The 24,546-nt window shown below is 36.2% G+C and carries 15 protein-coding genes and 1 pseudogene; 14 read left to right on the top strand and 2 right to left on the bottom strand.

All coding sequences use genetic code 11. The annotated features are described in order from the left end of the window. Positions 1-31 precede the first annotated feature (31 nt). Positions 32-1,488, bottom strand: a pseudogene (locus tag IGK70_RS08290) (helix-turn-helix domain-containing protein). Positions 1,489-1,715: 227 nt separating this feature from the next. Between IGK70_RS08290 and IGK70_RS08285 the strand changes: the two are divergent. The 13 genes from IGK70_RS08285 (at position 1,716) to sprE (ending at position 22,173) form a co-directional block, all read left to right on the top strand. Then, positions 1,716-4,388: a bacterial Ig-like domain-containing protein gene (locus IGK70_RS08285; protein ID WP_104855863.1), complete on the top strand. Its 2,673-nt coding sequence runs from the start codon at positions 1,716-1,718 to the stop codon at positions 4,386-4,388. Further along, entirely contained in the window at positions 4,364-4,723 is a 360-nt protein-coding gene (locus IGK70_RS08280; RefSeq protein ID WP_104855862.1) for a peptidase, read from the top strand. The genes IGK70_RS08285 and IGK70_RS08280 overlap by 25 nt, the downstream gene beginning before the upstream one ends. Next, positions 4,716-5,267 carry a hypothetical protein gene (locus IGK70_RS08275; protein ID WP_002357217.1) on the top strand — a complete coding sequence of 184 codons (552 nt, stop codon included), beginning with the start codon at positions 4,716-4,718 and terminating at the stop codon, positions 5,265-5,267. Before IGK70_RS08280 ends, IGK70_RS08275 begins: the two co-directional genes overlap by 8 nt. Before the next feature lie 98 nt (positions 5,268-5,365). Continuing rightward, entirely contained in the window at positions 5,366-6,346 is a 981-nt protein-coding gene (locus IGK70_RS08270; protein WP_104855861.1) for a DUF916 and DUF3324 domain-containing protein, read from the top strand. A gap of 208 nt (positions 6,347-6,554) precedes the next feature. Further along, positions 6,555-7,571, top strand: coding sequence for an alcohol dehydrogenase AdhP (adhP, locus tag IGK70_RS08265; RefSeq protein WP_104855860.1), 1,017 nt, complete (start codon positions 6,555-6,557; stop codon positions 7,569-7,571). Positions 7,572-7,618: 47 nt separating this feature from the next. Next, positions 7,619-8,014, top strand: coding sequence for a hypothetical protein (locus IGK70_RS08260; RefSeq protein ID WP_162783019.1), 396 nt, complete (start codon positions 7,619-7,621; stop codon positions 8,012-8,014). 505 nt (positions 8,015-8,519) lie between these two features. Continuing rightward, entirely contained in the window at positions 8,520-14,147 is a 5,628-nt protein-coding gene (locus IGK70_RS08255) for a TIM-barrel domain-containing protein (RefSeq protein WP_181035537.1), read from the top strand. An 81-nt stretch (positions 14,148-14,228) separates the two neighbouring features. Beyond that, positions 14,229-16,196, top strand: coding sequence for an amidase domain-containing protein (locus IGK70_RS08250; protein ID WP_104806307.1), 1,968 nt, complete (start codon positions 14,229-14,231; stop codon positions 16,194-16,196). A 418-nt stretch (positions 16,197-16,614) separates the two neighbouring features. Next, positions 16,615-17,346, top strand: a complete 732-nt coding sequence (gene fsrA / locus IGK70_RS08245) for a response regulator transcription factor FsrA (protein ID WP_080442520.1) — start codon at positions 16,615-16,617, stop codon at positions 17,344-17,346. A gap of 88 nt (positions 17,347-17,434) precedes the next feature. Next, positions 17,435-18,163 carry a quorum-sensing system protein FsrB gene (gene fsrB / locus IGK70_RS08240; RefSeq protein WP_104806306.1) on the top strand — a complete coding sequence of 243 codons (729 nt, stop codon included), beginning with the start codon at positions 17,435-17,437 and terminating at the stop codon, positions 18,161-18,163. Then, a complete protein-coding gene (fsrC, locus tag IGK70_RS08235; protein ID WP_078126946.1) occupies positions 18,160-19,503 on the top strand; it encodes a sensor histidine kinase FsrC in 1,344 nt (447 codons plus the stop codon). Before fsrB ends, fsrC begins: the two co-directional genes overlap by 4 nt. 234 nt (positions 19,504-19,737) lie before the next feature. After that, positions 19,738-21,270, top strand: coding sequence for a gelatinase GelE (gelE, locus tag IGK70_RS08230; RefSeq protein WP_104855857.1), 1,533 nt, complete (start codon positions 19,738-19,740; stop codon positions 21,268-21,270). Between the two features lie 48 nt (positions 21,271-21,318). Next, on the top strand, positions 21,319-22,173 hold the full coding sequence (sprE, locus tag IGK70_RS08225; RefSeq protein WP_080442518.1) for a serine proteinase SprE: 855 nt from the start codon (positions 21,319-21,321) through the stop codon (positions 22,171-22,173). A 147-nt stretch (positions 22,174-22,320) separates the two neighbouring features. Here sprE and IGK70_RS08220 read toward each other — a convergent pair whose 3' ends face one another. Next, a complete protein-coding gene (locus IGK70_RS08220; protein ID WP_104855856.1) occupies positions 22,321-23,151 on the bottom strand; it encodes an MBL fold metallo-hydrolase in 831 nt (276 codons plus the stop codon). A 391-nt stretch (positions 23,152-23,542) separates the two neighbouring features. On the opposite strand from IGK70_RS08220, the gene IGK70_RS08215 reads away from it, so the two are divergent. Further along, complete coding sequence (locus IGK70_RS08215; RefSeq protein WP_104855855.1) at positions 23,543-24,397, top strand: LysR family transcriptional regulator; 855 nt, start codon at positions 23,543-23,545, stop codon at positions 24,395-24,397. The last annotated feature ends 149 nt before the right edge of the window (positions 24,398-24,546 follow it).

The raw sequence follows: 24,546 nt of genomic DNA, 5'->3' as shown, positions 1-24,546 counted from the left end.
TCAAATTTGCTCTTTTTAAGAAAACTCACAATTATAAGCCAACATTAAGTTTAGCCATATATTTTTGTTGAATAAATTCTGTAAGCTCATGCCAACTTTCTTCATTTTCAATGGAATCTAAGTAGAAAATATCTTGATTAGAAGTAGCTTTTTCGAAGGAATCTGTGATGATGATATCCGCATTTGTGAAGTCTTCGGTAATAGAGATTGCGTTTGTATTATATAAGGAGGATAACCGTGTTTTAATAAAATAATTTGCATAAAAATCTTTGATAATTTGTAAATAGATTCTCACTTGTACTTTTTTTTCGGACACAGACAATGTGTAAAGCAGTTGACTGAGTAACTCTAAATGCGTTTCTTGGTGAACTAATTTTGCCACCGTTCCTTTTATTCGATTAAAGTATGCCACATCTGACGGAGTACAAATTTCTGGCTGCGGTAAATAAAGTGTTAAAAAAGTATAATAATTGCCCTCCGTTAAAAAGTACCAAGCATTAAAAATAGAAAGATAGTAAACGTATTGATAATTATGCTGATTTGTCAGTAAGTAGGCTACTTGCTTAAATAATTTTTTTGATAAGACACAATAAGGATGGTTAGATTCTATAAATAATTTTTCTATTTGTTTCGTTTGCTTTTCCGAAAAGATATAAGGGATAAAAATGCGAGATAAAAAATTAAAGTATAAAATTTCAGTTTTTCTTGTTTTGCATTGAATGTCAGCGAAGGAGTGTTCAAGAAAAAATAAAGTCATATGACTGTATTGATTGATCAGAATAAAAAAAGAATGCAGGTTTTTAGAGTGCGGCATCTTTAAGAAGTTTTGTGCACTTGTTCTAGTTTTAAATATCGCATATAAAATATAAAACGCTCTTTTCTTCATTCGGACATTTTTATAGGATCGTTCAAGAAGTTCATCGGGTAGACTTTTTTTATTTCTTCAAGACTTATTTTAGAGAAAGGCCAAGCCAATTCTTGAAAGGAATCTTGTAGGAAAATGAAAGAAAACACTCGAATCGATAATTCATTGCCAGTTAATTGATAAATACCCTTAATACTAACGATTACTATATCAAAAATTTTAAAAAAGTTATTCAGTTGTTTCGTGATTTTTACCAGATAATGTTCAGAAATATATAAAACTTTAATTAATTCGTTTTTATCAATGGAAGAATGTGTGACTAATTGTACGCAATAATTAAATTGTACATTGTTTTTTAAAAGATTGAGTTTTAACGTGTAGGCGTATTCGACCGCGCTTTTTCGGTACGCTGGATTTACACAAACAATGCCATTATTGTTAGAGACAATAAAATGTTGGATTTGATAAGTATCCTCGAATTCTTGATTTATTTTTATCAGATTTTCCTTGACCGTTCTTTTTGAAATTTTTAAATTGGAAGAAATTTCATTTAATGACGTATGAGCTCGCTTCACTATATAAAATAAAATTTCTAGCTCATTCGTTAGGTAGGATGGAAACATGTTATGGACCTCCAAAAGTAAAATTTAGGTTCATTGTAGTCTACTTTCTTTAAATTTTTGTATTGATATGTTAACACAAGCGCAATAAGAAGCGGCCATCACAATTAATGTACAGCCTTATACATTAATTGTGTGTGGCAAAGCAATTTCAATGTTGATAAGCTAGCAGTAGTTAGAATAATTATTATTTAGTTTCTAATTCCAAAAAAGGTCAAGGTGAGTAAGCAATGAAAAAAATCAACGAACAATTAAAAATTAAAATGCCAACCTGCAAAAGAAAAAAAAGCATTGCTTATTTCTTTTACTCTTGTCTACTATTGGTAACGATTTCTTGTTTTTTGAGCGTGCATTTTCAAGAATGTGAGGCAGCTTCACTCTATCAAGCGGGAGGGATAGCCATTGATTTGAGAACTGATTTACCTTATGGAATGGAGATAAGCCATGACGATGGTGGTGGTCCTGATGGATCATTTGGAGGAAAATTACACGTAAAATTATCCGGAACAGTGGACACTTCTCATACACAAAAAATTACTGCTCTTGCTTTCGATACCGATGGGATGCAATATGCTCTGATGTTTCATTTACCAGAAAATATAAGTGCAGATAATTTTAAAGCGGCTTATGACAAGGCTTATGCGGATAATCCAGAAAATTTTTATTCAATTAGTGGACAAAAAAATACACGAATATCAATCATCAACACAAAAGGAATGCGGACGTTTAACGGTTTTTCAGAAGATGGTTCACCAGGGTGGGGTGATCCCGAACAAGACTATAGTGGGGTTGATACTGAGCATCAGGTGATGTTTTGTGAACGTGGAGATTCTATTGATTTGTCTCTTGGGAAAATTTATGACATTTGGAGTAATGAACCTGATAAAACTAAAATAACATTTGAGCTTCATTTTGATTTAGATGTGGCAACTTTGATGAAAGATGGCGATTCGAAGGATTATTCCCTCAATAAAAGTTTAACGAAACATCGCTTACCTGTATCAAATGTTTTGTCGGATGGTAATGAGAGTGATCAATTTTTGTTATCGGCAGATTTTTTTGGCCGGACGTATGAATTGGGTAGATTTTCAGATACAACGAATACAGTTAATCATAATATGGTAACGGCTAGTGCAGACATGTGGTTACGTGCGACAAGTTTAGCGGCAGCAGCAAAGCAAGATCCAAATAATTTGAATCATCAAATTATTACTGGAATCACCGGGAAAGTGGCTACTTGGTCTTCTTATATCTCGCCATGGGACAGCGGTGATAAAGACAATCCATTATCCAATTACAATACCCAAGATGCCTCTAAATATCCTGAAATACCTGAAAGCACAACGATGTTACCAGGGGAGTTTTTATCACCAAAGTTTACGATGAACCAAAGACAAGACAATCCGCTTAATTGGACAGATGGGTATGTTGCTCAACGGTTTGCGCGCGTAGTTAATTTTCATACTCACACAGTTGATCCTAAGGCCAATGTGAATGTCTCTTCACAACAGCAAAACGGGTTAACAACTTATTTGTTTAGTGGCAAAGATGGTTGTGGGCTGCCGTTAGTCAATCCGCCAGGAACGGATTCTTCAGAGCCCACAGATAAAACATATATGCGCGTCACAATAGATCCATACCAAGTGCCAAGTTTAGAAAGGGCAGCTTTTGTTAAAGGTCAAACAACATTTCACCCGCAACAAAAGATACCAGTAGAACTAACCGTTAAGGCTCCGACAACTAGAAAAGTTCAGATTGAAGAAAAAATTTCAGGTGCTGCCCAAACTGATTTTCATAAAATTGGGAAGCAAGATTTAAAAAATTTACCAGTCACAGATGATTGCGTTAGTTTTAACTGTTTAGCAGATGCTTTACCAACTTCAGGAGATTACACATTAACATTTAGAATTCTTGATGTTGATGATACATCTAAAAGCTACTCAAATGAGAAAAGTTTAGCTGTGCACATTGATCAAGCGCAAATTAAAGTTAAATCTCAAGATACGATTTATCAATATACTCAATGGCAACCAGAAAGTGAAGTGACTAGCTTACAAACACCAGATGGTAAAAAAGGTGATTTTCGAGACGTAAGTGTCACTATATATAAACTGGACGGAGAGCAAAAGGTCCCAGTAGATGCGGTGGATACAAAAGTGGTTGGTAAATATGAAATTGATTATAAATACCTAGGATTGGAGGCGCAGACTGCACTAGAAGTCATTCCCTCTTCAGCTCATATTGGTGCACATAACGACAGCTTTTCTGTGGGGACGCCCTTTGATCCAAAACGTCTTTTTGATAGTGCAACAGATAATGATGGACAGTCCATTCCTTATAGTAAGATAACGATTCGCTATACGCCTGATCAGGTAAACGATGAAGTAGCGGGCGTCTATAAAATTACTTATGATATCTCTAAAATAGTAGGTTTTAGTGAAAGTATTACCGTTGATTGGACCTACTATTACTCTAATCGTCTAGACTTTTATCACTTATCTGAACAACTAATGCCTTTTGAGAACGTAAAATTTAATGGCCAAGATCAAACACAGACATTAAAAAGTTGTGAGATGAACATTGAAGATACGGGGGATCCTAATCGGACAACTGGCTGGCAGCTTGAAGTAGCCTATAATTTAAATGATCAGAAAACACAAGCGTGGAAAGACGCAGGGCTTGATCTCACGCTAAATCCAAAGTCAGTCGATTATGTAACAACTGAGCAAAATATCATGGTTAACGATGAGCAACAATTAGTAGCTGGCGTAAGTAACCAATCTATCAAAAATAAAAAAGTTTTGACGAAATTACAATTATTGCCCACATTAACTATTTCAAAAGTCACACCTGCTGGTAAATATGAAGCTCAGTTAATTTGGAACTTAGAAGCAACACCGTAAGGGAAGAGGGAATAGCTGTGAAATGGTTTATCTATGATTTATTGTTTGTTGCCTTTATTCTCGGTTTGCCAATTCAAGTACAAGCTGAAGACAAGACAACTGACGCACAAGCTGGCACAAAAGTCATGGTAATAGTGAAAGAGAGTGAGGATATTGTTCCACATCCCAATGAGCTTATACCGCAGACTAACGATATGCCAACTTCACGAGGACAACCTAATTTTTTACCAAAAACAAACGAGATTACGTCTCAAGAGACGCTTTTAGGAATCGTGGTACTCGGAAGTACATTAATCGTTGGACTTTATAAAGAAAAGAGGAAAAATAATGAATAAAAAAATAATTGGTTTAACTGTCACTTTAGGAACGGGGATCTTTTTAATTGGACAACAAACTGTGAATGCGGCTGATAATACCAATACCACAGCGAATGTGTCGGTTTTGGGTGGCGGATTAACCATTACACCATTAGCACAAATTAACTTTGGGACGGTGACAAAAGACGGCCAAGATCATACGCAACCAGATCAAAGCAAGTCGCAACTTATCATTAATGATAATCGTGGGACAACGAATACAGGTTGGTATCTGACAGCGAATTTAGAAGATAAAGGAAAAGGTGTCACTGGCTTAGACGGAATGACACTTCATTTAGACACTAAAAAACCTGACGGATCTTCTGAAAAAGGTACCTTTACGGGCGTTGATTTAACCACAGATGCTTCAACCATTATTTCGCTAGATAAAAGTGATATCCGTTTATCAGACACTGTCACGACAGCCGATTTAAATGCAACGTTAAATATACCTAAAAGTATTGCTGCAAATACCTACTCTGGGACCATCGTCTGGAATGCCATCGATGGAGCACCCGCCTAAGAATTTAACATAAAACGATGTAAGAAAACGAGGCAGATAAATTGAAAAGAATTTTAAAGATACTTTTTATATTGACTATTCTCTGTTTAGGTGGAGCGATGCGTGCCTGGGCAGATCCGTCTAATACCAATAGTTCAGCAACAATTGACAATGCGAATGCGTATACAGTCACACCCGTTTTCGGAGCAACTCAAAATAACAAAACCAGTAATTTTTTTGATATGACATTAACTCCGAAACAAAAAGATACATTCAAATTAACGATAACCAATACTACGCCGAACCCTCAAAAATTTAAAGTTCAGGTAAATACAGCAACAACAAATAGTAATGGGATAGTTGACTATACAAAAAGTAGCTTTGAAAAAGATCCATCGATGAGTTTGGTACTTAGTGATTTGATTAGTCCCAATAGGAAGGACATTAGTGTTCCTGGTAAACAATCACAAACGATTGATTTTCAAATAACGATGCCAGAAAAGTTATTCTCAGGAATTTTATTAGGTGGAGTGACGATTCGACCTGTAGAGATAGCTGGGGACCAAAGCAAGGGTGGAATTCAAAATGTTTATATGCATACGATTGCTATTCGGGTGAATGAAACAGCAGAGACCATACCTGCAAAATTGGAAAGTGGTTCTGTTAAAATTGGGCAAATTAACCGCCACAATACTGTTTCGATGGAAATTAAAAATCCACAGCGGAAGTTATTGTCAAAAGTCGAAGGAGATTTTTTTGTTAAAGAAAAAGGAACAAACAAAACGATCATTCACGAAAAGAAAAATAATCTGAGTTTTGCACCAAACACAAGGTTTGACCTGCCTATTTTACTGAAAGATTCGTTTAAACCTGGAGACTATACCTATACCATTAAGTTGAAAAATCATGAGGGGAACTGGACGTTCTCAAAAGATTTCACGATAAACAAGAAGCAAGCTGATCAGTATAATAAGCGTTCTGTTGATCATAAAGCCAAAAACCTTTACTGGCTTAAGTACCTCATGGCCTTTTTAATTCTAGTTATTTTAGGTACCGTCTGCTATATCTTGGGAAAAAAGAAGGGAAAAATGAGGTTGTAAAACCTGCCTTTAAAATAGTTGACAATTATGCAGAAAAAAACATGCTAGTATGAATTATCTATGATATAAGGGAAGAAGGGCTGTCTAGCAAGGATAAACTGTCAAATTAGCGTTAATTTACGCAAGTCATTGGTGTTCCTTATTTTGGAAAGTAGTATTATACTATTATTGTTCAATGATTCACAATGGAAACAAGGAGGAAAGAACCATGTATAAAGCAATTGTCGCAGCAAAAGGAAAAACAACAAAAATTGTTGAAAAAGAATCGCGTCCATTGAAAGATAATGAAGCGCGGTTGAAAATGGAAGTCTGTGGTGTCTGTCATACGGATTTACACGTTAAGAATGCAGATTTTGGCGATGTTAGCGGTTGTACCTTAGGTCACGAAGGAATTGGGATTGTGACGGAGGTTGGAAAAGACGTTACTAGTTTAAAAATTGGTGATCGTGCATCTGTTGCATGGTTTTATGAAGGCTGCGGGCATTGCGAATATTGTACTTCTGGTCGAGAAACGCTTTGTCGTTCAGTAAAAAATGCTGGATATACAGTTGATGGTGCCATGGCCGAAGAATGCATCGTCACAGACGGTTATGCAGTGAAAGTGCCAGAAAATTTAGCATCAGAGCCAGCTTCCTCTATTACTTGTGCAGGGGTAACAACCTACAAAGCGATAAAAGAATCTGGGATTCGTCCAGGTCAATGGCTAATGATTTCAGGATTAGGTGGGCTAGGTAATCTAGCTTTACAATATGCCAAGCATGTCTTTAATGCAAAAGTAGTAGCTGTTGATGTGAATGATGATCAGTTAGCTTTTGCGAAAGAAATGGGTGCTGATCTTTTAATTAATCCAGTTAAAGATCCTGATTTTGCTGCACAACTTCAAAAAGAAATTGGTAGTGTCCATGCAGCAGTAGTCACTGCGGTAGCTAAATCAGCATTTAATGGCGCAGTAGATGCAGTCCGTGCGGGAGGAACGGTTGTCGCCGTTGGATTGCCTGTTGAGACAATGGATTTATCTATTCCACGTCTTGTTCTTGATGGCATTCACGTAGTCGGATCGTTAGTTGGAACCCGTCAAGATTTAAGCGAAGCTTTCCAATTCGGTGCAGAAGGAAAAGTTGTTCCTGTTTGTCAAACACGCCAACCAGAAGAAATTAATGCTATTTTTGAAGAAATGGAACAAGGAAAAATTCGCGGGCGAATGGTCATTGATTTTCGCAGTTAATTTAGTTTTTTAGTGATTCGTTGATTTAATCTGAAAACCATGAAAGGATGGATGGAATGTTTGCGAATCTTACTCTCCGTGAGAGACGACTGCTTAAGCAAGCACAAGTGGGAGCCACAATTAGCTTTATTCTTTTGTTTGTACCAATTCTGACAATCAGTCTTTTGCATACCAGTGATTTATTAGCAAAATGGCTAGGTATAGTTGGGGTAATTATGGTTTTACCATTGTTGTATTTTGCGTGGCAGATTTTAAAGATAGCCTATAAAGATCAAAAAGATAATCCAACGCCTCCTTTGTGGGTTCCGAAAGTTTATGGAATTGGGCTTTCGATCAATCCCTATCACAGGTTTGGAAAGTTAATTTTTATATTGCTAGCGTTACTGATAGTTGGCATCATCATTAGTTTGCTTTTCACACCAGCAAGTCAAATCAATCACTAAAAAAACGAGTAATCAACACTCTCTTGCTGAGCAGGAGGGTGTTTAATATTTTTAAATAGACTAAATTTGAGCAACAGGTATTAGATTTTTGAAAAAAGTCTTTCTTTTTCTGATGTGGATATTTTCGCAATAAAATCATCATTATAAGTGAATTAACAGGTTTATCAAGGGTTAATACTTGTTAATGGTGGCTGCTATAATTAACCGTTGACAAACACAAAAAAACCATCATACGATAATTATGTTATTAAAAAAGTGAAAAATTGGTAGTCAACAAATGAAAACGTATTCATTGGGAAATTGTGATTCTGTACTAAAATTTTTATATAAGATGAAAATAGATTGTTTTCATTTAATAATTTATTGAAAGGATGTGTTTATGAAGGGGTTACTGAAACTGACTTTCTAACAGTCTCAGTAAACTAAGAAAATCGTTATGACTTTTCATCTGGATAAAATTTTGTTGGGTTTTGGATTTTGCGAGTAATTGTGTCGGAACTATTCTATGGGGAGCAATTTTAAGGAGGAAAAAATGAACAAAGAGTATCAGGGTAAAAAAATTTACGGTAAAAAGCACTGGTTGACATTTTTATTAGTGAGTTCGTCTGTATTGGCGTTCCATTCGTTTGTTACGATGGATTCTCAAGTGGTTGATGCGCAAGAGCAAACAGCAAAAGAAGACGTAGCTGATTCAGCAACGTCAGTCGGAGCAATTGTGTCGATTGAAAAAGCGGAGAAAAACTTTGTCATTACGTATGCTTCTGGAAAAAAAGCACAAATTAGTATTTTAAACGACCATCTTTTTCGCTATCATCTAGATCCAACTGGTAAATTTGAAGAATATCCAACGCCAAATGATCCAAAGCATGTTGCGAAAATTACGGCTAAAACAATGGCCGACTATGGCACACAAGCCTTTGAGCAAACGAACGTCACAGATTCAGGAAACCAATTTACTCTAGAAAATAATGGTTTAAAAATTATATTCGAAAAAGAAAGCGCTTTAATGAAGGTTCTAGACAAGAAAAAGAATCAAGTCATTTTAGAAGAAACCGCTCCGCTATCCTTTAAAAATGATAAAGCTACACAAACGTTAAAACAAAGTAGTCAAGAAAATTATTTTGGCGGAGGAACTCAAAATGGTCGATTTACGCACAAAGGAACAGCTATCCAGATTGTCAATACGAACAATTGGGTAGATGGCGGAGTAGCATCGCCTAACCCATTTTATTGGTCAACTGCAGGGTATGGCGTTGTTCGAAATACATGGAAACCTGGCAACTATGATTTTGGAAGTCATGATCCACAAACAACTACAACGACGCACGAAGGAACAGATTTTGATGCCTTTTATTTCTTTAATGATTCCTCAGCAGGTATTTTAAAAGATTACTATGAATTAACCGGGAAACCAGCTTTGATGCCAGAATACGGGTTCTATGAAGCGCATTTAAACGCGTATAATCGGGACTATTGGGTGAAAGTAGCAGAAGGAACCGCGGGAGCAGTTAAGTTTGAAGATGGTAATTTTTACAAAGAATACCAACCAGGCGATCTAGGAAACTTAAATGGCACGCTAGAATCTTTAAATGGAGAAAAAGAGAATTATCAATTTTCTGCACGCGCAGTTATTGATCGGTATAAGAAAAACGATATGCCATTAGGGTGGTTCTTGCCAAATGACGGCTACGGTGCTGGCTATGGTCAAACAGATTCATTGGATGGCGATGTACAAAACTTAAAAGAATTTACTGATTATGCTCAAGCCAATGGTGTTGAAGTGGGGCTGTGGACTCAATCTAATCTCCATCCAGCTGATCCTAAAAATCCTAAAAAAGGAGAACGGGATATTGCGAAAGAAGTTAGTGTCGCTGGTGTTAAAGCCCTCAAAACTGACGTGGCGTGGGTCGGGTATGGGTATTCCTTTGGCTTAAATGGTGTAGAAGATGCTGCAAATGTTTTTGTAAAAGAAACAGACGGCGCAGTTCGTCCGATGATTGTTTCATTAGATGGTTGGGCCGGAACCCAACGGCACGCTGGTATTTGGACAGGCGATCAAACGGGTGGTCAATGGGAATATATTCGCTTCCATATCCCAACATATATCGGGACTTCATTGTCTGGCCAACCAAATGTTGGTTCAGATATGGATGGAATTTTTGGTGGAAAAAATAAAGAGGTCAACATACGTGATTTCCAATGGAAAACTTTTACACCAGTACAGCTAAATATGGACGGCTGGGGCTCCAATCCGAAAACGCCATTTGCTTTTGATCAAGAAGCCACAGATTTGAACCGAGCGTATCTAAAATTAAAATCAATGATGATGCCTTATAACTACAGTATTGCCAAGGAATCAGTTGATGGACTACCAATGGTACGGGCTATGGCTTTAGAATTTCCTAATGAAGGAACAGCATATACAAAAGATTCTCAATACCAATATATGTGGGGACCCAATTTACTCGTTGCCCCAATTTATAATGGCAATCAAGATGAGGCAGGAAATTCAATCCGTGATGGAATCTACTTACCAGATGAAAAACAAGTCTGGGTTGACTTATTTACAGGCGAAAAATATCAAGGTGGCCGTATCTTAAATGGAGTAAAAACACCGCTGTGGAAGGTGCCCGTTTTCGTCAAAGATGGCAGTATTATCCCAATGACGAATCCAAACAACAATCCAAAGGAAATCCAACGAGATCAACGATCTTTCTTGATTTATCCAAATGGCGCCACTTCTTTTAATATGTATGAAGATGACGGAATTTCAACTAGTTATGAAGCTGGGCAATCAGCTACGACTAAAATAAATAGTCAAGGCCCTAAATCAAACGAAAAAGGGGATCTGACCGTTACTATCGAACCGACAAAAGGAAGTTACAAAGGCTTTGTTGATGAACGAAGCACCACGCTTGATTTGCTAGCTTCAGAAGCACCCGAAAGCGTAACAGCAATGGTGGGGGGAACAGAAGTAACCTTGAAAGAAGCAGCTAATAAAGAAGAATTTTTAGCTGGCACAAATCTATATTATTTTGATAAAGAATTCCAAGTGAATCAGTATCTTTCTGAAGCTTCAGGAGAAAAACTGAACCAATCAGCGTTATCAGTAAAACTAGCGAAACAATCTGTGACCGCCAAAGATGTTCAAATAACTGTCAAAGGTTTCATTAATAAAGGAACGGTTGATGGAGGAAATACAACGGTCGATGACCAGTTAACTATTCCGGCAAATGTCGCAATCAATGAAGAAAAAACAACGCCATCTTCTTTGACTCTTCAATGGGATCAAGTAACTGAGGCAACAAGCTATGAAGTAGAGCGTGACGGGACTGTTTTCGGAAATATTCAAACGAATACAGCAACATTTGATGGATTTTCCTTCCTAAGCGAACATACTTTTCGAGTTCGAGCTGTTGGAAAAAACGGGGTCTCTGAATGGAGTGAACCGATTAAAGGAAAAACACAAGATGATCCCTATAAAGAAACAATTAATCAAGTCAAAGCAACAAGTAATTTACCAGAACAACCAGGCGCAGAATTGAAGAAATTAACGGATAAAGATTTAAGTACAGGTTGGCATACGAACTGGTCAACCGGCATCGCTAATCCAAGTGATGGGAATTTCTTGACTTTAAAATTTGATCTTGGTGCGGAGTATCAAATGGATAAAATTGAATACTTGCCAAGAGACAATGCCGGCAACGGAAATATTTTGCAGCTCCAGTATCGGACGTCGAAAGATGGAGCTAATTGGACAGAGTTTTCAGAGCCTATTAACTGGAAGCAAGATGCTTTGACAAAAAACATTGAAACGAAGGACCAAGCGTATCGTTTTGTTGAAATGAAGGTATTAAAATCGGTGGGTAATTTTGGATCTGGTCGTGAGATGCTCTTTTACAAACAACCAGGAACAGAAGGAATCTTACATGGAGACATTACTAACGATGGAACGATTGATGAAAATGATGCAATGAGTTATCGAAACTATACAGGCTTAGAATCTGTGGACAGTGACTTTAATGGCTATGTTGAAAAAGGCGATTTAAATAAAAATGGGGTAATTGATGCTTATGATATCAGTTATGTTTTACGACAATTAGATGGTGGGATTGAAATACCTGATGTCGAAGAAATTGCGGGCGGTTTATCCCTTGCTGTGGTTAATGAAAATGGCAAGGATACCTATCTTCCTGGCGATACATTAACCTTTACACTTAAAGGTCAAGACTTAAAAAACATTAATGCGTTAAGCACAAAAATGTCCTTTGATTCTAGCAAATTTGAACTTGTCGGTCAGCCTGCAACCACGAATAATACAAAACAAATGGAAAATTATTCTAAATATCGGAAACATTCAAATGATGTGGAGAATCTATATTTAGTTCTTAGTAATCAAGGAAATAAACAATTGTTGAATGGTTCAATGGACTTAGTTACCTTTAAAGTTAAAGTAAAAGAAACAACTCGCGTAAAACGTGCGACAACTGTTGAGCAGCCATTACAATTTGATATGAGTCAAGGCTTATTAGTAGGCCAAGGATTCCAACAAGCCACACTTTCAGATTTTTCTGTAACAGTGAAGCCAACAGAGCTAGTAGATAAAGAGTTATTACAAGCGCTAATTACGCTAAATCAAGCACGTGTCGAAAAAGAATATACGCCTGAAACTTGGGCAATTTTTAAACCAGTCTTAGATGAGGCAGTAGTTGTTCTAGCCAATGAACAAGCCACACAGACAGACGTTTCTGTTGCTGTGGAAAATCTAGAAAAGGCTGTAGAACAGTTGGAAAAAATGCCTAATGTAGCGAATAAAGCTGATTTAGAAAAAGCAATTCAAGAGGGGCTGGCGAAAAAACCAAGTGATGGGCAAGAATTCACCGAAGAAACTAAAAAAGTTCTCGAAGAGTCATTAGCAGCAGCTCAAAAAGTATTTGCTCAAGAAAAAGTTACCCAAGAAGAAATAGACCAAGCGACTAAAACATTGCGTGAAGCAATTGCACAATTAAAAGAACAACCCGTCGCCGTTGATAAGGAAACCTTAAAAGAGCAAATCGCTCAAGCCAGAGGAAGAAAGCCGGAAGGAGGATACCAATTTACAAAAGAAACAGAAAAACAATTGCAAGAAGCAATTCAAGCGGCTGAAGCAATCGTAGCGAAAGAAACGGCGACAAAAGAAGAAGTCTCAGCGGCTCTAAACGCATTGGAAACTGCAATGGCTCAATTAAAAGAAGTACCACTTGTAAATAAAGACCAATTACAAGAAGTTGTCAAACGAGCGCAGCAAGTCACTCCAAGTGAAGGGCACCAATTTACTGCCTCCTCGTTACAAGATTTACAAAAAGCGCTTTTAGCAGCTAAAAACACATTGGAAAACCCAGCAGCTAATCAAAAAATGATTGATGAAGCGGTTGCTGAATTAACTAGTGCCATCGATGGGTTACAAGAAGAAGCGTTAGTTACAGATAAAAAAGCCTTAGAGGCAATGATAGCCAAAGCAAAAGCAATCAAACCATCTGCCGGAAAAGAATTTACCAGCGAGTCTAAAGCGCGCTTAACTGAAGCAATTGACCAAGCGGAAGGGATTTTAGCTGATAAAAATGCTCGGCAAGAACAAATTGATACTGCTGAAAAAAATGTAAAAACTGCTTTGGATAGTTTAGAGGAACAAGTCCTTCAAACGGATAAAACAAAGTTGAAAGAACTGCTTCAAAAAGCAGAAACATTGAAACCTAAAGCAGGAAAACAATTTACAAAAGCATCGCAAGAAGCTTTAGCTGAAGCAATTAAACAAGCAAAAGCACTTGTTGAGGACCCAAGTGCGACGCAAGAAGCTGTGGACAAATGTTTAAGTATTTTAGCACAAGCCATTGAAGCAATGGCAGAAGAGCCAATCAGTAGCAACTCTACAGGCAACAATGGAAATCATGGCACGGTTAGCGGGACTGGTGGTGTAACCAGTCCAGGAAAGGGCACAGCAGCAGGTGGAACGACAACAAAAACCACCACTTCTGGTACTTTGCCAAAAGCAAATGAAGTTGTTTCGCCAATCTGGTCAATTAGTGGTTTTCTATTGATAGTAAGTATTGGTTTAGGAAAATTATTCTTCAAAAATAAAAAAGACCAAAATTAGCGTATCATTAACTTACAAGGCGCATTTGTACAAAAACAGTGTGCAAATGCGCGAGTATGTAATAGGAGAGGATTTTTACGAATGAAAAGAAAGAAAATCAAGAATCAACTACTTGTTTTAACAAGTATTCTCGTTCTTCTGAGTTTGGAAGTCGCTCCAGTTGTTACGTTGGCTGCAGAATTACCAAGTAGCTCGCTACAAACAGCTCTGTCCTCGGAAACGACAATTACTTCGGAAGAAAAAGTAATTGAAACAACCGAAACAACCGAAACAACTGTTGCTACATCGACAACGTCCACTAGTAGTTCGTCATCTGAATCAAATAGTTCTACCGATACGACTACCGAATCAACGAGTCATTCAACGACAGAAACGACAACCACAAATACTAGTTCTGAAACAAAAAAAGAACCTACAGAGTCAACGGTATCATCAGAAATCACGCAGCCTGTTGAACAATCGCAACCACCACAAGTTCCTGTGACCAAGCAAGAACCTGAAGAACCTATTCAAGTTCCTGAAGCCACCAATAACGTTGTTGAAGAAAATCAGGCTGTATCGTTAAATCCGTCCCTCAAAGTAGATGAAATCGCTTCTTCAAATTTAAAAGGCTACGAACTTCCACTGTTGTCGTCTTTTGGCGAAAAGAAACGGGCAGTCGTGGTGGCTGAAGCATTAAGACACGTTGGGAAAACAAAAAAAGAATTTAATTTGACAGAGCAAGTATTGACCAGTAGTTTCCTTGCCCAAAAAATTTACCAACAATTATTTAAAATAGACATTGGCAGTACGCCGCAAGAACAAATGACATTTGGTAAAGTTCGTTCTATAGAGGAGGCAGAACCTGGTGATCTGATTTTTTGGCAAACAGCTGAAGGAAAAACGCTTCAAAATGGTGTTTATCTTGGCCAAGGAAAATATTTAATTGCCGCAGCGGAAGCGGATTCTAAAGAGAAACCAGAAGTAATCGCTCAGTTAGAGAATATCTATACTGCCAAACAACAACCAGACTCAAAAGAGGAAAAACGCTTGGTAGTGACTAATCCTTTTAAGGAGTTCACATTAACGGAGTATGGCAAAGAAGTTTTAGCAACATATGGTGCATCATTTGAAATGCAGAAGTCAGAACAAACCACAGCGTTTATTAAAAAAATTGGTGAGACAGCCAGAGAACTTGGCGAAAAATACGATGTTTTTGCATCAGTGATGATAGCTCAGGCTATTTTAGAAAGTGGCTCTGGCGAAAGTCAACTAGCCAAAGAACCTTATTATAATCTCTTTGGCGTGAAAGGTTCGTTCCAAGGAAATAGTGTCAGCTTTTCAACAAAAGAGGCTGATCAGAGGGGCCAACTTTATACAATTTCCGCTGGGTTTCGCGATTACGGTGGCTATAATGACTCACTGCAAGATTATGTTCAATTACTCCGACAAGGGATTGACGGAAATCAAGATTTTTATAAACCAGCGTGGCGTTCGGAAGCCAAAAACTACCTTCAAGCAACGCGTTTTTTAACAGGTAAATATGCAACAGACAAGCAATACGATAATAAATTAAATTCGTTAATTGCGGTTTATAACTTAACGCAATTTGATTTACCAAAAACAGTGGACGGTTTGATTATCCAATCTAAAAATGAGCTGTCGGAAGCGGAACAGCAACAAATGCATTTTCCAGTCTATGATGGGATCAATTATAATCGAAGTGGTAGCTATCCCGTGGGCCAGTGTACGTGGTATGTCTATAATCGTTTCAAACAGTTGGGCACTTCTGTGGATGAATTTATGGGAAATGGCAGTGACTGGGGAAGAAAAGGACGTGCATTAGGCTATCAAGTTAGTTCATTGCCTAAAGCTGGTCGTGCGATTAGTTTCCAACCAGGAGTTGCTGGCGCAGATAATCAATATGGACATGTTGCTTTTGTTGAAGCGGTCACTTCTGATGGAATCATTATTTCTGAAAGCAATGTCATCAATGATCAAACGATTTCGTATCGTGTCTTACCTAATGTAATTGCTTATAGTAGTGGCGTGACCTACATTGGCGCTTAATCGACTCATTCAACAGGAAGAACTGTGGATGTTTAAGTAAAAAATTAGCACAATGATCCATGTGTGAACTAACAAATTAAAATAACCAGAATCGACCAATGAATTGATTTTGTCATGTATAAAATGACAAGAACAGTTTGGCGGTTGATTCTTTGTTTTTCATCAACGAAGAGACAATCGTCCTCATGATTCGTTAGCAAAAGATGAATAGTCCAAAGTACTCTTTCTTGATACTTTGTTATTTTATGTTTTTGTTTGCAGGAAACTACTGAAATCGCTATACTAAATTTATGTGAATATACTAACAGACAATCAATTTTTTATCTCTTTTATTGGTGTATAAATTGATTGAACATTATAATCATTTGTCTTTTGTTGTGTAATTTTATATCTTCTTGAGAAAGGGATGAGTGAACAAATGGCTATTTATATATTAGAAGACCAAATTATTCAAGCAAAAGCGTTAGAAGCATTGTTAACAAATATCCTACATTCAAGAAATATTTATAATGAAACAATCCATTTATTTTCACGTTCAGATGAATTATTACAAGTGGCATACCAGGACGCCCAACTAAATATCTTTTTCCTAGATATTCAAATGAACAATCATATCCAGGCAGGATTTGAGGTTGCTAAAGAAATCAGAAAAACAGACAGTGAAAGTCTGATTGTATTTATTTCTACTCACACAGAATTAGTTTTAACTTCCTACAAATATATGGTTTCAGCTCTTCAATTTATTCAAAAGAACGTGGATTTTCTAGATTTCCAAAAAGAGGTCGAAACATGTGTCGATGCATATATTCAACAAAAAGAAAATATAAAGACAAAAAGTGAATATATTATCATTAACTTAAAAGCGTCCTCTATAAAAATGGATATTAATGATATTTATTTCTTTCAAACGGAATACGATCATCGTGTATCAATGGTTGGTAAAAATTTTAAAAGAGAATTTTATGGAACGTTATCAAAAATTGAACAACTGCATCCAGATTTGATTAGAGTCCATCAATCAATCATCATCAATAAAAAATATGCGTCAAAATTAAATTATAAAACGCATCTTTTAACTATGAGAGACGGAACGGAAGTACCAGTCTCAAGAAGATATTATACTCAGGTCAAGGCGCTATTTCTTACTTAGGGAGGGATAATGACTAATTAAGGAATTATCTATCTATTAGTCGCTATATTCGTTATAATTTAGTGCAATACTTGAAGAGGAGGGCGATATGCTAATCGATTGGATTCTAAAAAATATTATGGATATGGATCAGGAAGATCAATCAGGAAAAACACAATGGACAAAGTATTATCTAACCGTTTATTTTTCTGGCTTATTTAATTTTCTGATGATTCTGATTTTATCAGTTTTATTTGGGACGTTAAGCGAAACCTTTATTGTATACGTCATACTGATTTTTTTACGGCCTGTCGCAGGTGGCTGGCATGCAAAAACCAAATGGCTCTGTCGTCTAGAAAGCATTGTTATCTATGTCGCCATACCATTTGTATTGAAAAATTCTTCTGTGAGCTTACCGTTTATTTATAAAATTCTATTGATTTGCCTCTTAGTCGTATTATTTTATTGGTATGCGCCACAAGGAACAGCAATTGAACCTGTTCAGCCATCTGATTTAAACGTGCTCAAAAAGCAAAGCCTTATAAGGGTGTGTTTACTTATTTTATGTAGTCTGTTTGTCAAAGAAAAGATTGCTTCAGTAATACTCTACGGTCTCGTCATCCAAGGTCTGATGATACTCCCTGTAACAAAAAATTTAATTGAAGGAAGTGTTTTTATGAAATTTGGTAAAAAAATAATTAAAAATGTTATTGAAAAAAGAGTTGCAAAAGTTAGTGATGGTGTGGGAACTAAGCCTAGATTAAATCAAAATTCGCCCAATATATTTGGACAATGGATGGGACAAACTGAAAAACCTAAAAAGAATATTGAAAAATGATTTTGTCGTTATTAGCTACTAACGTTTTGCTTGTATCTAGCTTTATCGTTTTTGTCTTTTTACGAGTAACATTGATTAAGATTGAATGTAAAATACCGTTACTTTCATTGCTTATTGTCATTAATCTTTGTTCGTTTGCGGCATTAATGTTGGGCTACTCTTGGTTGATTTATGCGCTGACAGTCGTTGTTTTTACAGGATTTTTACTCATTCACAAAAAGAGGTTCTCAATTTTTAAAGCGATATTTTTATCCGTTTTTACATTGCTTATGGTTTCGTTTATCAATTACACGGAGCAAACGATTTTAAGTGTTTTTTTTCAACAGATTTATCAAAATAAATTATTATGGATTGCCTCAAATGTTCTTCTGTTGCTTATAAATATCTGGATTGCTTTAAAAATTCCCAATAGTGTTTTTTTAAGATTAAATCGTGTGTTAGAAAATAGCCGAATTTTTTTTGGTTGTTTACTTTTATTGTTGATTCTGTTGTTACTTTTTGTGTTTTTGATTTCGCCAGAGATTTCACCTGACTTTATGCGAGGATTTGTCACGGTAAATAGTTCTAAATTGGAGTTATTAATAAGTGTAGGTTTATTTTTAATTCTGATTGGCTTAGTCATTGAAGCTTATTTGGAAGAACAACGTATCAACACTCAATTATTGAATAATTTAACGATTTATACTGAAAAAATAGAATCCATTAACGAAGAGCTAGCGATGTTTCGTCATGATTATAAAAATTTATTGTATAGTTTACAAATTGCTATTTCATACGAAGATATTCTGGAAATCAAAAGAATTTATGAAGAAACGATTGCACCAACCAAAAAAATTATTGATAATGAAGAATTTGAACTTATGAAGTTAAATCGTTTGAAAAATATGGAACTTAAGGCACTCATAAGTATGAAAATTAATACCGCAAAGCAAGCAAAACTAAAAGTGATTGTTGATGTGCCAGAAGTATTTATTCTTGATACATCAATCGACTTAGTGGTTGTGATTCGTTTGTTGGCTATTCTATTAGATAACGCGATTGAAAACAGTGCAAAATCAGAATTGAAAATGTTCGCTATCTCAATTTTCAATAAAAATGAAACACAAGAGTTTGTGATAACAAATAGTGTCCAAGCCGAATTTGATTTTAAGGTTATGAAGAAAACCAAATTTAGTTCTAAAAGTAACCCAGAAGAGCACGGTTGGGGATTGTTATATGTAAAAGAAATTGTTGATTTTTCAGATCAATTTGATTTGCAAACGTCCTTCAATGAAGGATCGGTTACTCAACATTTAATTATTGAAAAAAATCATAATAGTAAAAAAGTTGTTAACGAATGAATTTGTTAACAACTTTTTTGCTATGGTATTGAGTTATGAGGGGCAATACAGGGAAAAATGTCGGCTGATTAAGGAATTTAGATAGTGCCGGTTAGGTAGTTGTCTATAATGAAAATAGCAACAAATATTTACGCAGGGAAAGGGGCGGTCGTTTAACGGGAAAAATTAGGGAGGATAAAGCAATACTTTTGTTGGGAAAAGAAATAAAAGGAAACTGGGGAAGGAGTTAATTGTTTGATGAAGGGAAATAAAATTTTATACATTTTAGGTACAGGCATCTTTGTTGGAAGTTCATGTCTATTTTCTTCACTTTTTGTAGCCGCAGAAGAACAAGTTTATTCAGAAAGTGAAGTTTCAACAGTTTTATCGAAGTTGGAAAAGGAGGCAATTTCTGAGGCAGCTGCTGAACAATATACGGTTGTAGATCGAAAAGAAGACGCGTGGGGGATGAAGCATCTTAAGTTAGAAAAGCAAACGGAAGGCGTTACTGTTGATTCAGATAATGTGATTATTCATTTAGATAAAAACGGTGCAGTAACAAGTGTTACAGGAAATCCAGTTGATCAAGTTGTGAAAATTCAATCGGTTGATGCAATCGGTGAAGAAGGAGTTAAAAAAATTGTTACTTCTGATAATCCAGAAACTAAAGATCTTGTCTTTTTAGCTATTGACAAACGTGTAAATAATGAAGGGCAATTATTTTATAAAGTCAGAGTAACTTCTTCACCAACTGGTGACCCCGTATCATTGGTTTATAAAGTGAACGCTACAGATGGAACAATTATGGAAAAACAAGATTTAACGGAACATGTCGGTAGTGAAGTAACGTTAAAAAACTCTTTTCAAGTAACGTTTAATGTACCAGTTGAAAAAAGCAATACGGGAATTGCTTTACACGGAACGGATAACACAGGGGTTTACCATGCAGTAGTTGATGGCAAAAATAATTATTCTATTATTCAAGCGCCATCACTAGCGACATTAAATCAGAATGCTGTTGACGCCTATACCCATGGAAAATTTGTGAAAACATATTATGAAGATCATTTCCAACGACACAGTATTGATGATCGAGGGATGCCCATCTTGTCAGTTGTTGATGAACAACATCCAGATGCTTATGACAATGCTTTTTGGGATGGAAAAGCAATGCGTTATGGTGAAACAAGTACACCAACAGGAAAAACGTATGCTTCCTCTTTAGATGTAGTTGGTCATGAAATGACACATGGTGTGACGGAACATACTGCAGGTTTAGAATATTTAGGACAATCAGGTGCGTTGAATGAATCTTATTCTGATTTGATGGGTTATATTATTTCGGGTGCATCTAATCCAGAAATTGGTGCGGATACTCAGAGTGTTGACCGAAAAACAGGTATTCGAAATTTACAAACGCCAAGTAAACACGGACAACCAGAAACCATGGCTCAATACGACGATCGAGCACGGTATAAAGGAACGCCTTATTATGATCAAGGCGGTGTTCATTATAACAGTGGAATTATTAATCGGATTGGTTACACCATTATCCAGAACTTAGGCATTGAAAAAGCACAGACTATTTTCTACAGCTCGTTAGTAAATTACTTAACACCTAAAGCACAATTCAGTGATGCTCGTGATGCGATGCTTGCTGCTGCAAAAGTTCAATATGGCGATGAAGCAGCTTCAGTGGTGTCAGCAGCCTTTAACTCTGCTGGAATCGGAGCTAAAGAGGATATTCAAGTAAACCAACCAAGTGAATCTGTTCTGGTCAATGAATGAAAAAAATTCTCCAATTAAATAAAAATGGATAAGGAGTGGCATAATCTTATGAAAAAGTTCTCCATACGAAAAATTAGTGCTGGTTTTTTGTTTCTGATTTTAGTAAGTTTGATAGCTGGTTTTAGCCTCTCTGCAAATGCAGAAGAGTATATCGTTCCTGCCGAAAGTCATTCACGACAAAAAAGATCGTTACTGGACCCTGAAGACAGAAGACAAGAAGTGGCAGATACAACCGAAGCGCCTTTTGCGTCAATCGGAAGAATCATTTCCCCTGCCAGTAAACCAGGCTATATTTCTTTAGGAACAGGCTTTGTTGTTGGAACTAATACAATTGTCACCAATAATCATGTGGCTGAAAGTTTTAAGAATGCCAAAGTATTAAATCCGAATGCCAAAGATGATGCTTGGTTTTATCCAGGTCGAGATGGCAGTGCGACACCATTTGGCAAATTCAAAGTGATTGATGTAGCTTTTTCCCCGAATGCGGATATTGCGGTCGTGACTGTCGGCAAACAAAACGATCGTCCAGATGGCCCAGAGTTGGGAGAAATTTTAACGCCATTTGTTTTGAAAAAGTTTGAATCTTCAGATACCCATGTCACAATATCAGGCTATCCAGGTGAGAAAAACCACACACAATGGTCTCATGAAAATGATTTGTTTACATCTAACTTTACAGACTTAGAAAATCCATTACTATTTTATGATATCGATACAACCGGTGGTCAATCTGGTTCACCAATCTATAATGCTCAGTTTGAAGTAGTTGGTGTTCATTCCAATGGTGGCATTAAGCAAACAGGAAATCATGGTCAAAGACTAAATGAAGTGAATTATAACTTTATTGTCAATCGAGTGAATGAAGAAGAAAATAAACGTTTATCCGCTGTGCCAGCAGCGTAAAGAACCATAAAAATACTCGGAATTTCCAGAATCACGGGAAATTTCGAGTATTTTTGTTTTTTAAGATAGTGTAAGTTACGATATAAGTACCTTGTAATTATCGGTTAAAAGCATATAATAGTGCTGAAAAGAAGGCAAATAATCCGATTAAGTTAGTATTTCTAAACCATCATAACTCGTAATGATTTCATGCTTTTGAGATAGAGCCGCCATCTCCGCATAAGACAAGCCGCCATTGTGAGAAAAATGGTTGGCAACGTAAATCGTTTTATCTGTGACGAGTTTTCTTTCTTTTAATTCTGCAATTAATTTTAAATTTTCTTCCCAATTCATATGACTATTACCAGTTTCGTTTGTTTGACTAGTACAATCTAAAGAAACAATACTAAGAAGTAAGTGGCTCTTTTCAAGATATTCAAACATTTCTGACGTAAAGTAACCTGTATCATGGGTGGATAAAAAAGCATCTTTACCATCGTCTATAACGAAAATAAAACAATCTTCACTGAAATTTCCATGTTGTGCAGGAAGGGGATAAATCATATAGTTCGCAATAGTAAAACATTTGTAGGGCTGAATAACCTGATAATGTAATCGGGTATTGTCTTGACGACCTTCTAAATCAAAGGCGCGCTGATAAAACGTCTTAACTGCTTCATTTCCATAAACAGTTAAACGATTGGGAACATCTAATGCATAACCAGACATTCGATAAGCCAAATCCTCGCCGTAAAAATGATCGGAATGCCAATGAGAGATTAGTAAAGAGTTAAAGTCTGCAAAACACAAGTCATACTGCAACAAGTGTAAATAAGAATCCCCTGGAAAATCAATCAGCAGGACATCATCAATAATTAATTGAGTTTGTGTACGAATTTCTCGTCCTTTTTTCTCTCGAGCGTACTTACATAATTTACAATTACAAAAAATTCCTGGAATCCGTTCTGCTGCACCCGTGCCTAAATAATTGATTTTCATTGGGAGTACCTAACCTTTCTTTGACATTCTTCATACTTAGTAGATAACGCTGAACCTTAAAGTAAATGGGCATGGAAACTGAAACATTTGTTGTGTCCATCTTACCTTTTTTAGAAAAGAATTGAAATGGAATTTCTTAAGTAAATTTGCGTAAAATAGAAAAAGCTAGACGCCTTTGTTAATAAGCTGAATTTACTGCGAATGCTCGTACTATTTCCGAAAAAAAGTTTTACCAAAGGCACTTTCATATCCATCTGCTATTAGTTATAGAAAAATAACAAGATGGACATAGCTTATTAGAGCAAAAATAACTACGCTATTGATAAAGAGTGAGGCGTGTTTTGAACAGGTTGCGTGGGCAAATGAATTTGAATAAAAGGGATGACAAAAGATGACTATTGAAAAATTAGAATATTTTTATACCATTGCAAAATATAATAGTATTTCCAAAGCAGCCTCTGAACTCCATGTTAGTAAATCAACCTTAAGTGCGTCATTAAAAGATTTGGAAAGTGAATTGGGCCATTTACTTTTTGACCGTAACGGTAATTCTTTGACGTTAAATTCCTATGGTGATAAAATCGTCCAATCTGTCTATATCATTTTAAACGAGGCCAAGAAAATGAAACTTAATTTGCATGAAATGATTGAGAATCCAGTGATGCGTTTAGGTTTTGGAAATACGTCCTTGATGTATAAAGTGACAGAAAATGAGGATCAACTGAATCGTTTTTGGGAATGTTACCATGGTTCATCGTTTGAGTTATTGAATAAATTGGAGAATCATGAGTTGGATTTTGTGATTACTTCTGCAGATGTGAATAGTCCAGTTTTAAAGAAAGAACAATTAATTGAACTAAAAATGTATCTTTGTGTTTCAAGAAAAATTAAACAAGAAATTGAGGAAGAAGGCTTCACCTGTTTGACCAACTATCCATTTCTATTTTTGCCTCATCACTTAGATCATTTAGAAGCTACCAAGAGCGTGCTAGAAATGTTGCAATTAACAAGTCCGCTTGTTTGTTGCTACGATACGTTGATGCTTACTCGTCTCATTGAAAAAAGTAAAGGAGTTTATGCGGTAATCTCTCTTCGGAAAGAACAACTGCAGGAAATTGATTCTAAACTCTTCTTTTTACCGATTGAACGAAAACAAAAATTTTATTTATACCGAAATGTTTCCAGTTCGGTTTTTGTCCAACCTGGTCAAATCAAGGCAACTTTACAAAAGTTGCTAGAGACTTAGCCATTAAAATTACTTTGGAATAGTTACCAAAAATAGCATTATTCGCTTAGATTTACTTCTGCTGCGGATAAGGCTATTTTTGTTGTTCATTGTTTAAAAGAAATGCTCAATTATGGGACTGTTCGATATTTCTGAACGGAATGTTCAAT

Origin of the sequence: Enterococcus sp. DIV0358 (assembly GCF_051713465.1) — a bacterium.
Lineage (GTDB): Bacteria > Bacillota > Bacilli > Lactobacillales > Enterococcaceae > Enterococcus > Enterococcus faecalis.
This window is presented reverse-complemented; position numbering and strand designations above follow the sequence as displayed.

Bases quoted from the DNA above. Each gene is read 5' to 3' on its own strand.
- IGK70_RS08285 (WP_104855863.1), top strand. From the start codon at position 1,716: ATGAAAAAAATCAACGAACAATTAAAAATTAAAATGCCAACCTGCAAA.
- IGK70_RS08275 (WP_002357217.1), top strand. From the start codon at position 4,716: ATGAATAAAAAAATAATTGGTTTAACTGTCACTTTAGGAACGGGGATC.
- IGK70_RS08270 (WP_104855861.1), top strand. From the start codon at position 5,366: ATGCGTGCCTGGGCAGATCCGTCTAATACCAATAGTTCAGCAACAATT.
- adhP (WP_104855860.1), top strand. From the start codon at position 6,555: ATGTATAAAGCAATTGTCGCAGCAAAAGGAAAAACAACAAAAATTGTT.
- IGK70_RS08260 (WP_162783019.1), top strand. From the start codon at position 7,619: ATGGATGGAATGTTTGCGAATCTTACTCTCCGTGAGAGACGACTGCTT.
- IGK70_RS08255 (WP_181035537.1), top strand. From the start codon at position 8,520: ATGGGGAGCAATTTTAAGGAGGAAAAAATGAACAAAGAGTATCAGGGT.
- IGK70_RS08250 (WP_104806307.1), top strand. From the start codon at position 14,229: ATGAAAAGAAAGAAAATCAAGAATCAACTACTTGTTTTAACAAGTATT.
- fsrA (WP_080442520.1), top strand. From the start codon at position 16,615: ATGGCTATTTATATATTAGAAGACCAAATTATTCAAGCAAAAGCGTTA.
- fsrB (WP_104806306.1), top strand. From the start codon at position 17,435: ATGCTAATCGATTGGATTCTAAAAAATATTATGGATATGGATCAGGAA.
- fsrC (WP_078126946.1), top strand. From the start codon at position 18,160: ATGATTTTGTCGTTATTAGCTACTAACGTTTTGCTTGTATCTAGCTTT.
- sprE (WP_080442518.1), top strand. From the start codon at position 21,319: ATGAAAAAGTTCTCCATACGAAAAATTAGTGCTGGTTTTTTGTTTCTG.
- IGK70_RS08220 (WP_104855856.1), bottom strand. From the start codon at position 23,151: ATGAAAATCAATTATTTAGGCACGGGTGCAGCAGAACGGATTCCAGGA.
- IGK70_RS08215 (WP_104855855.1), top strand. From the start codon at position 23,543: ATGACTATTGAAAAATTAGAATATTTTTATACCATTGCAAAATATAAT.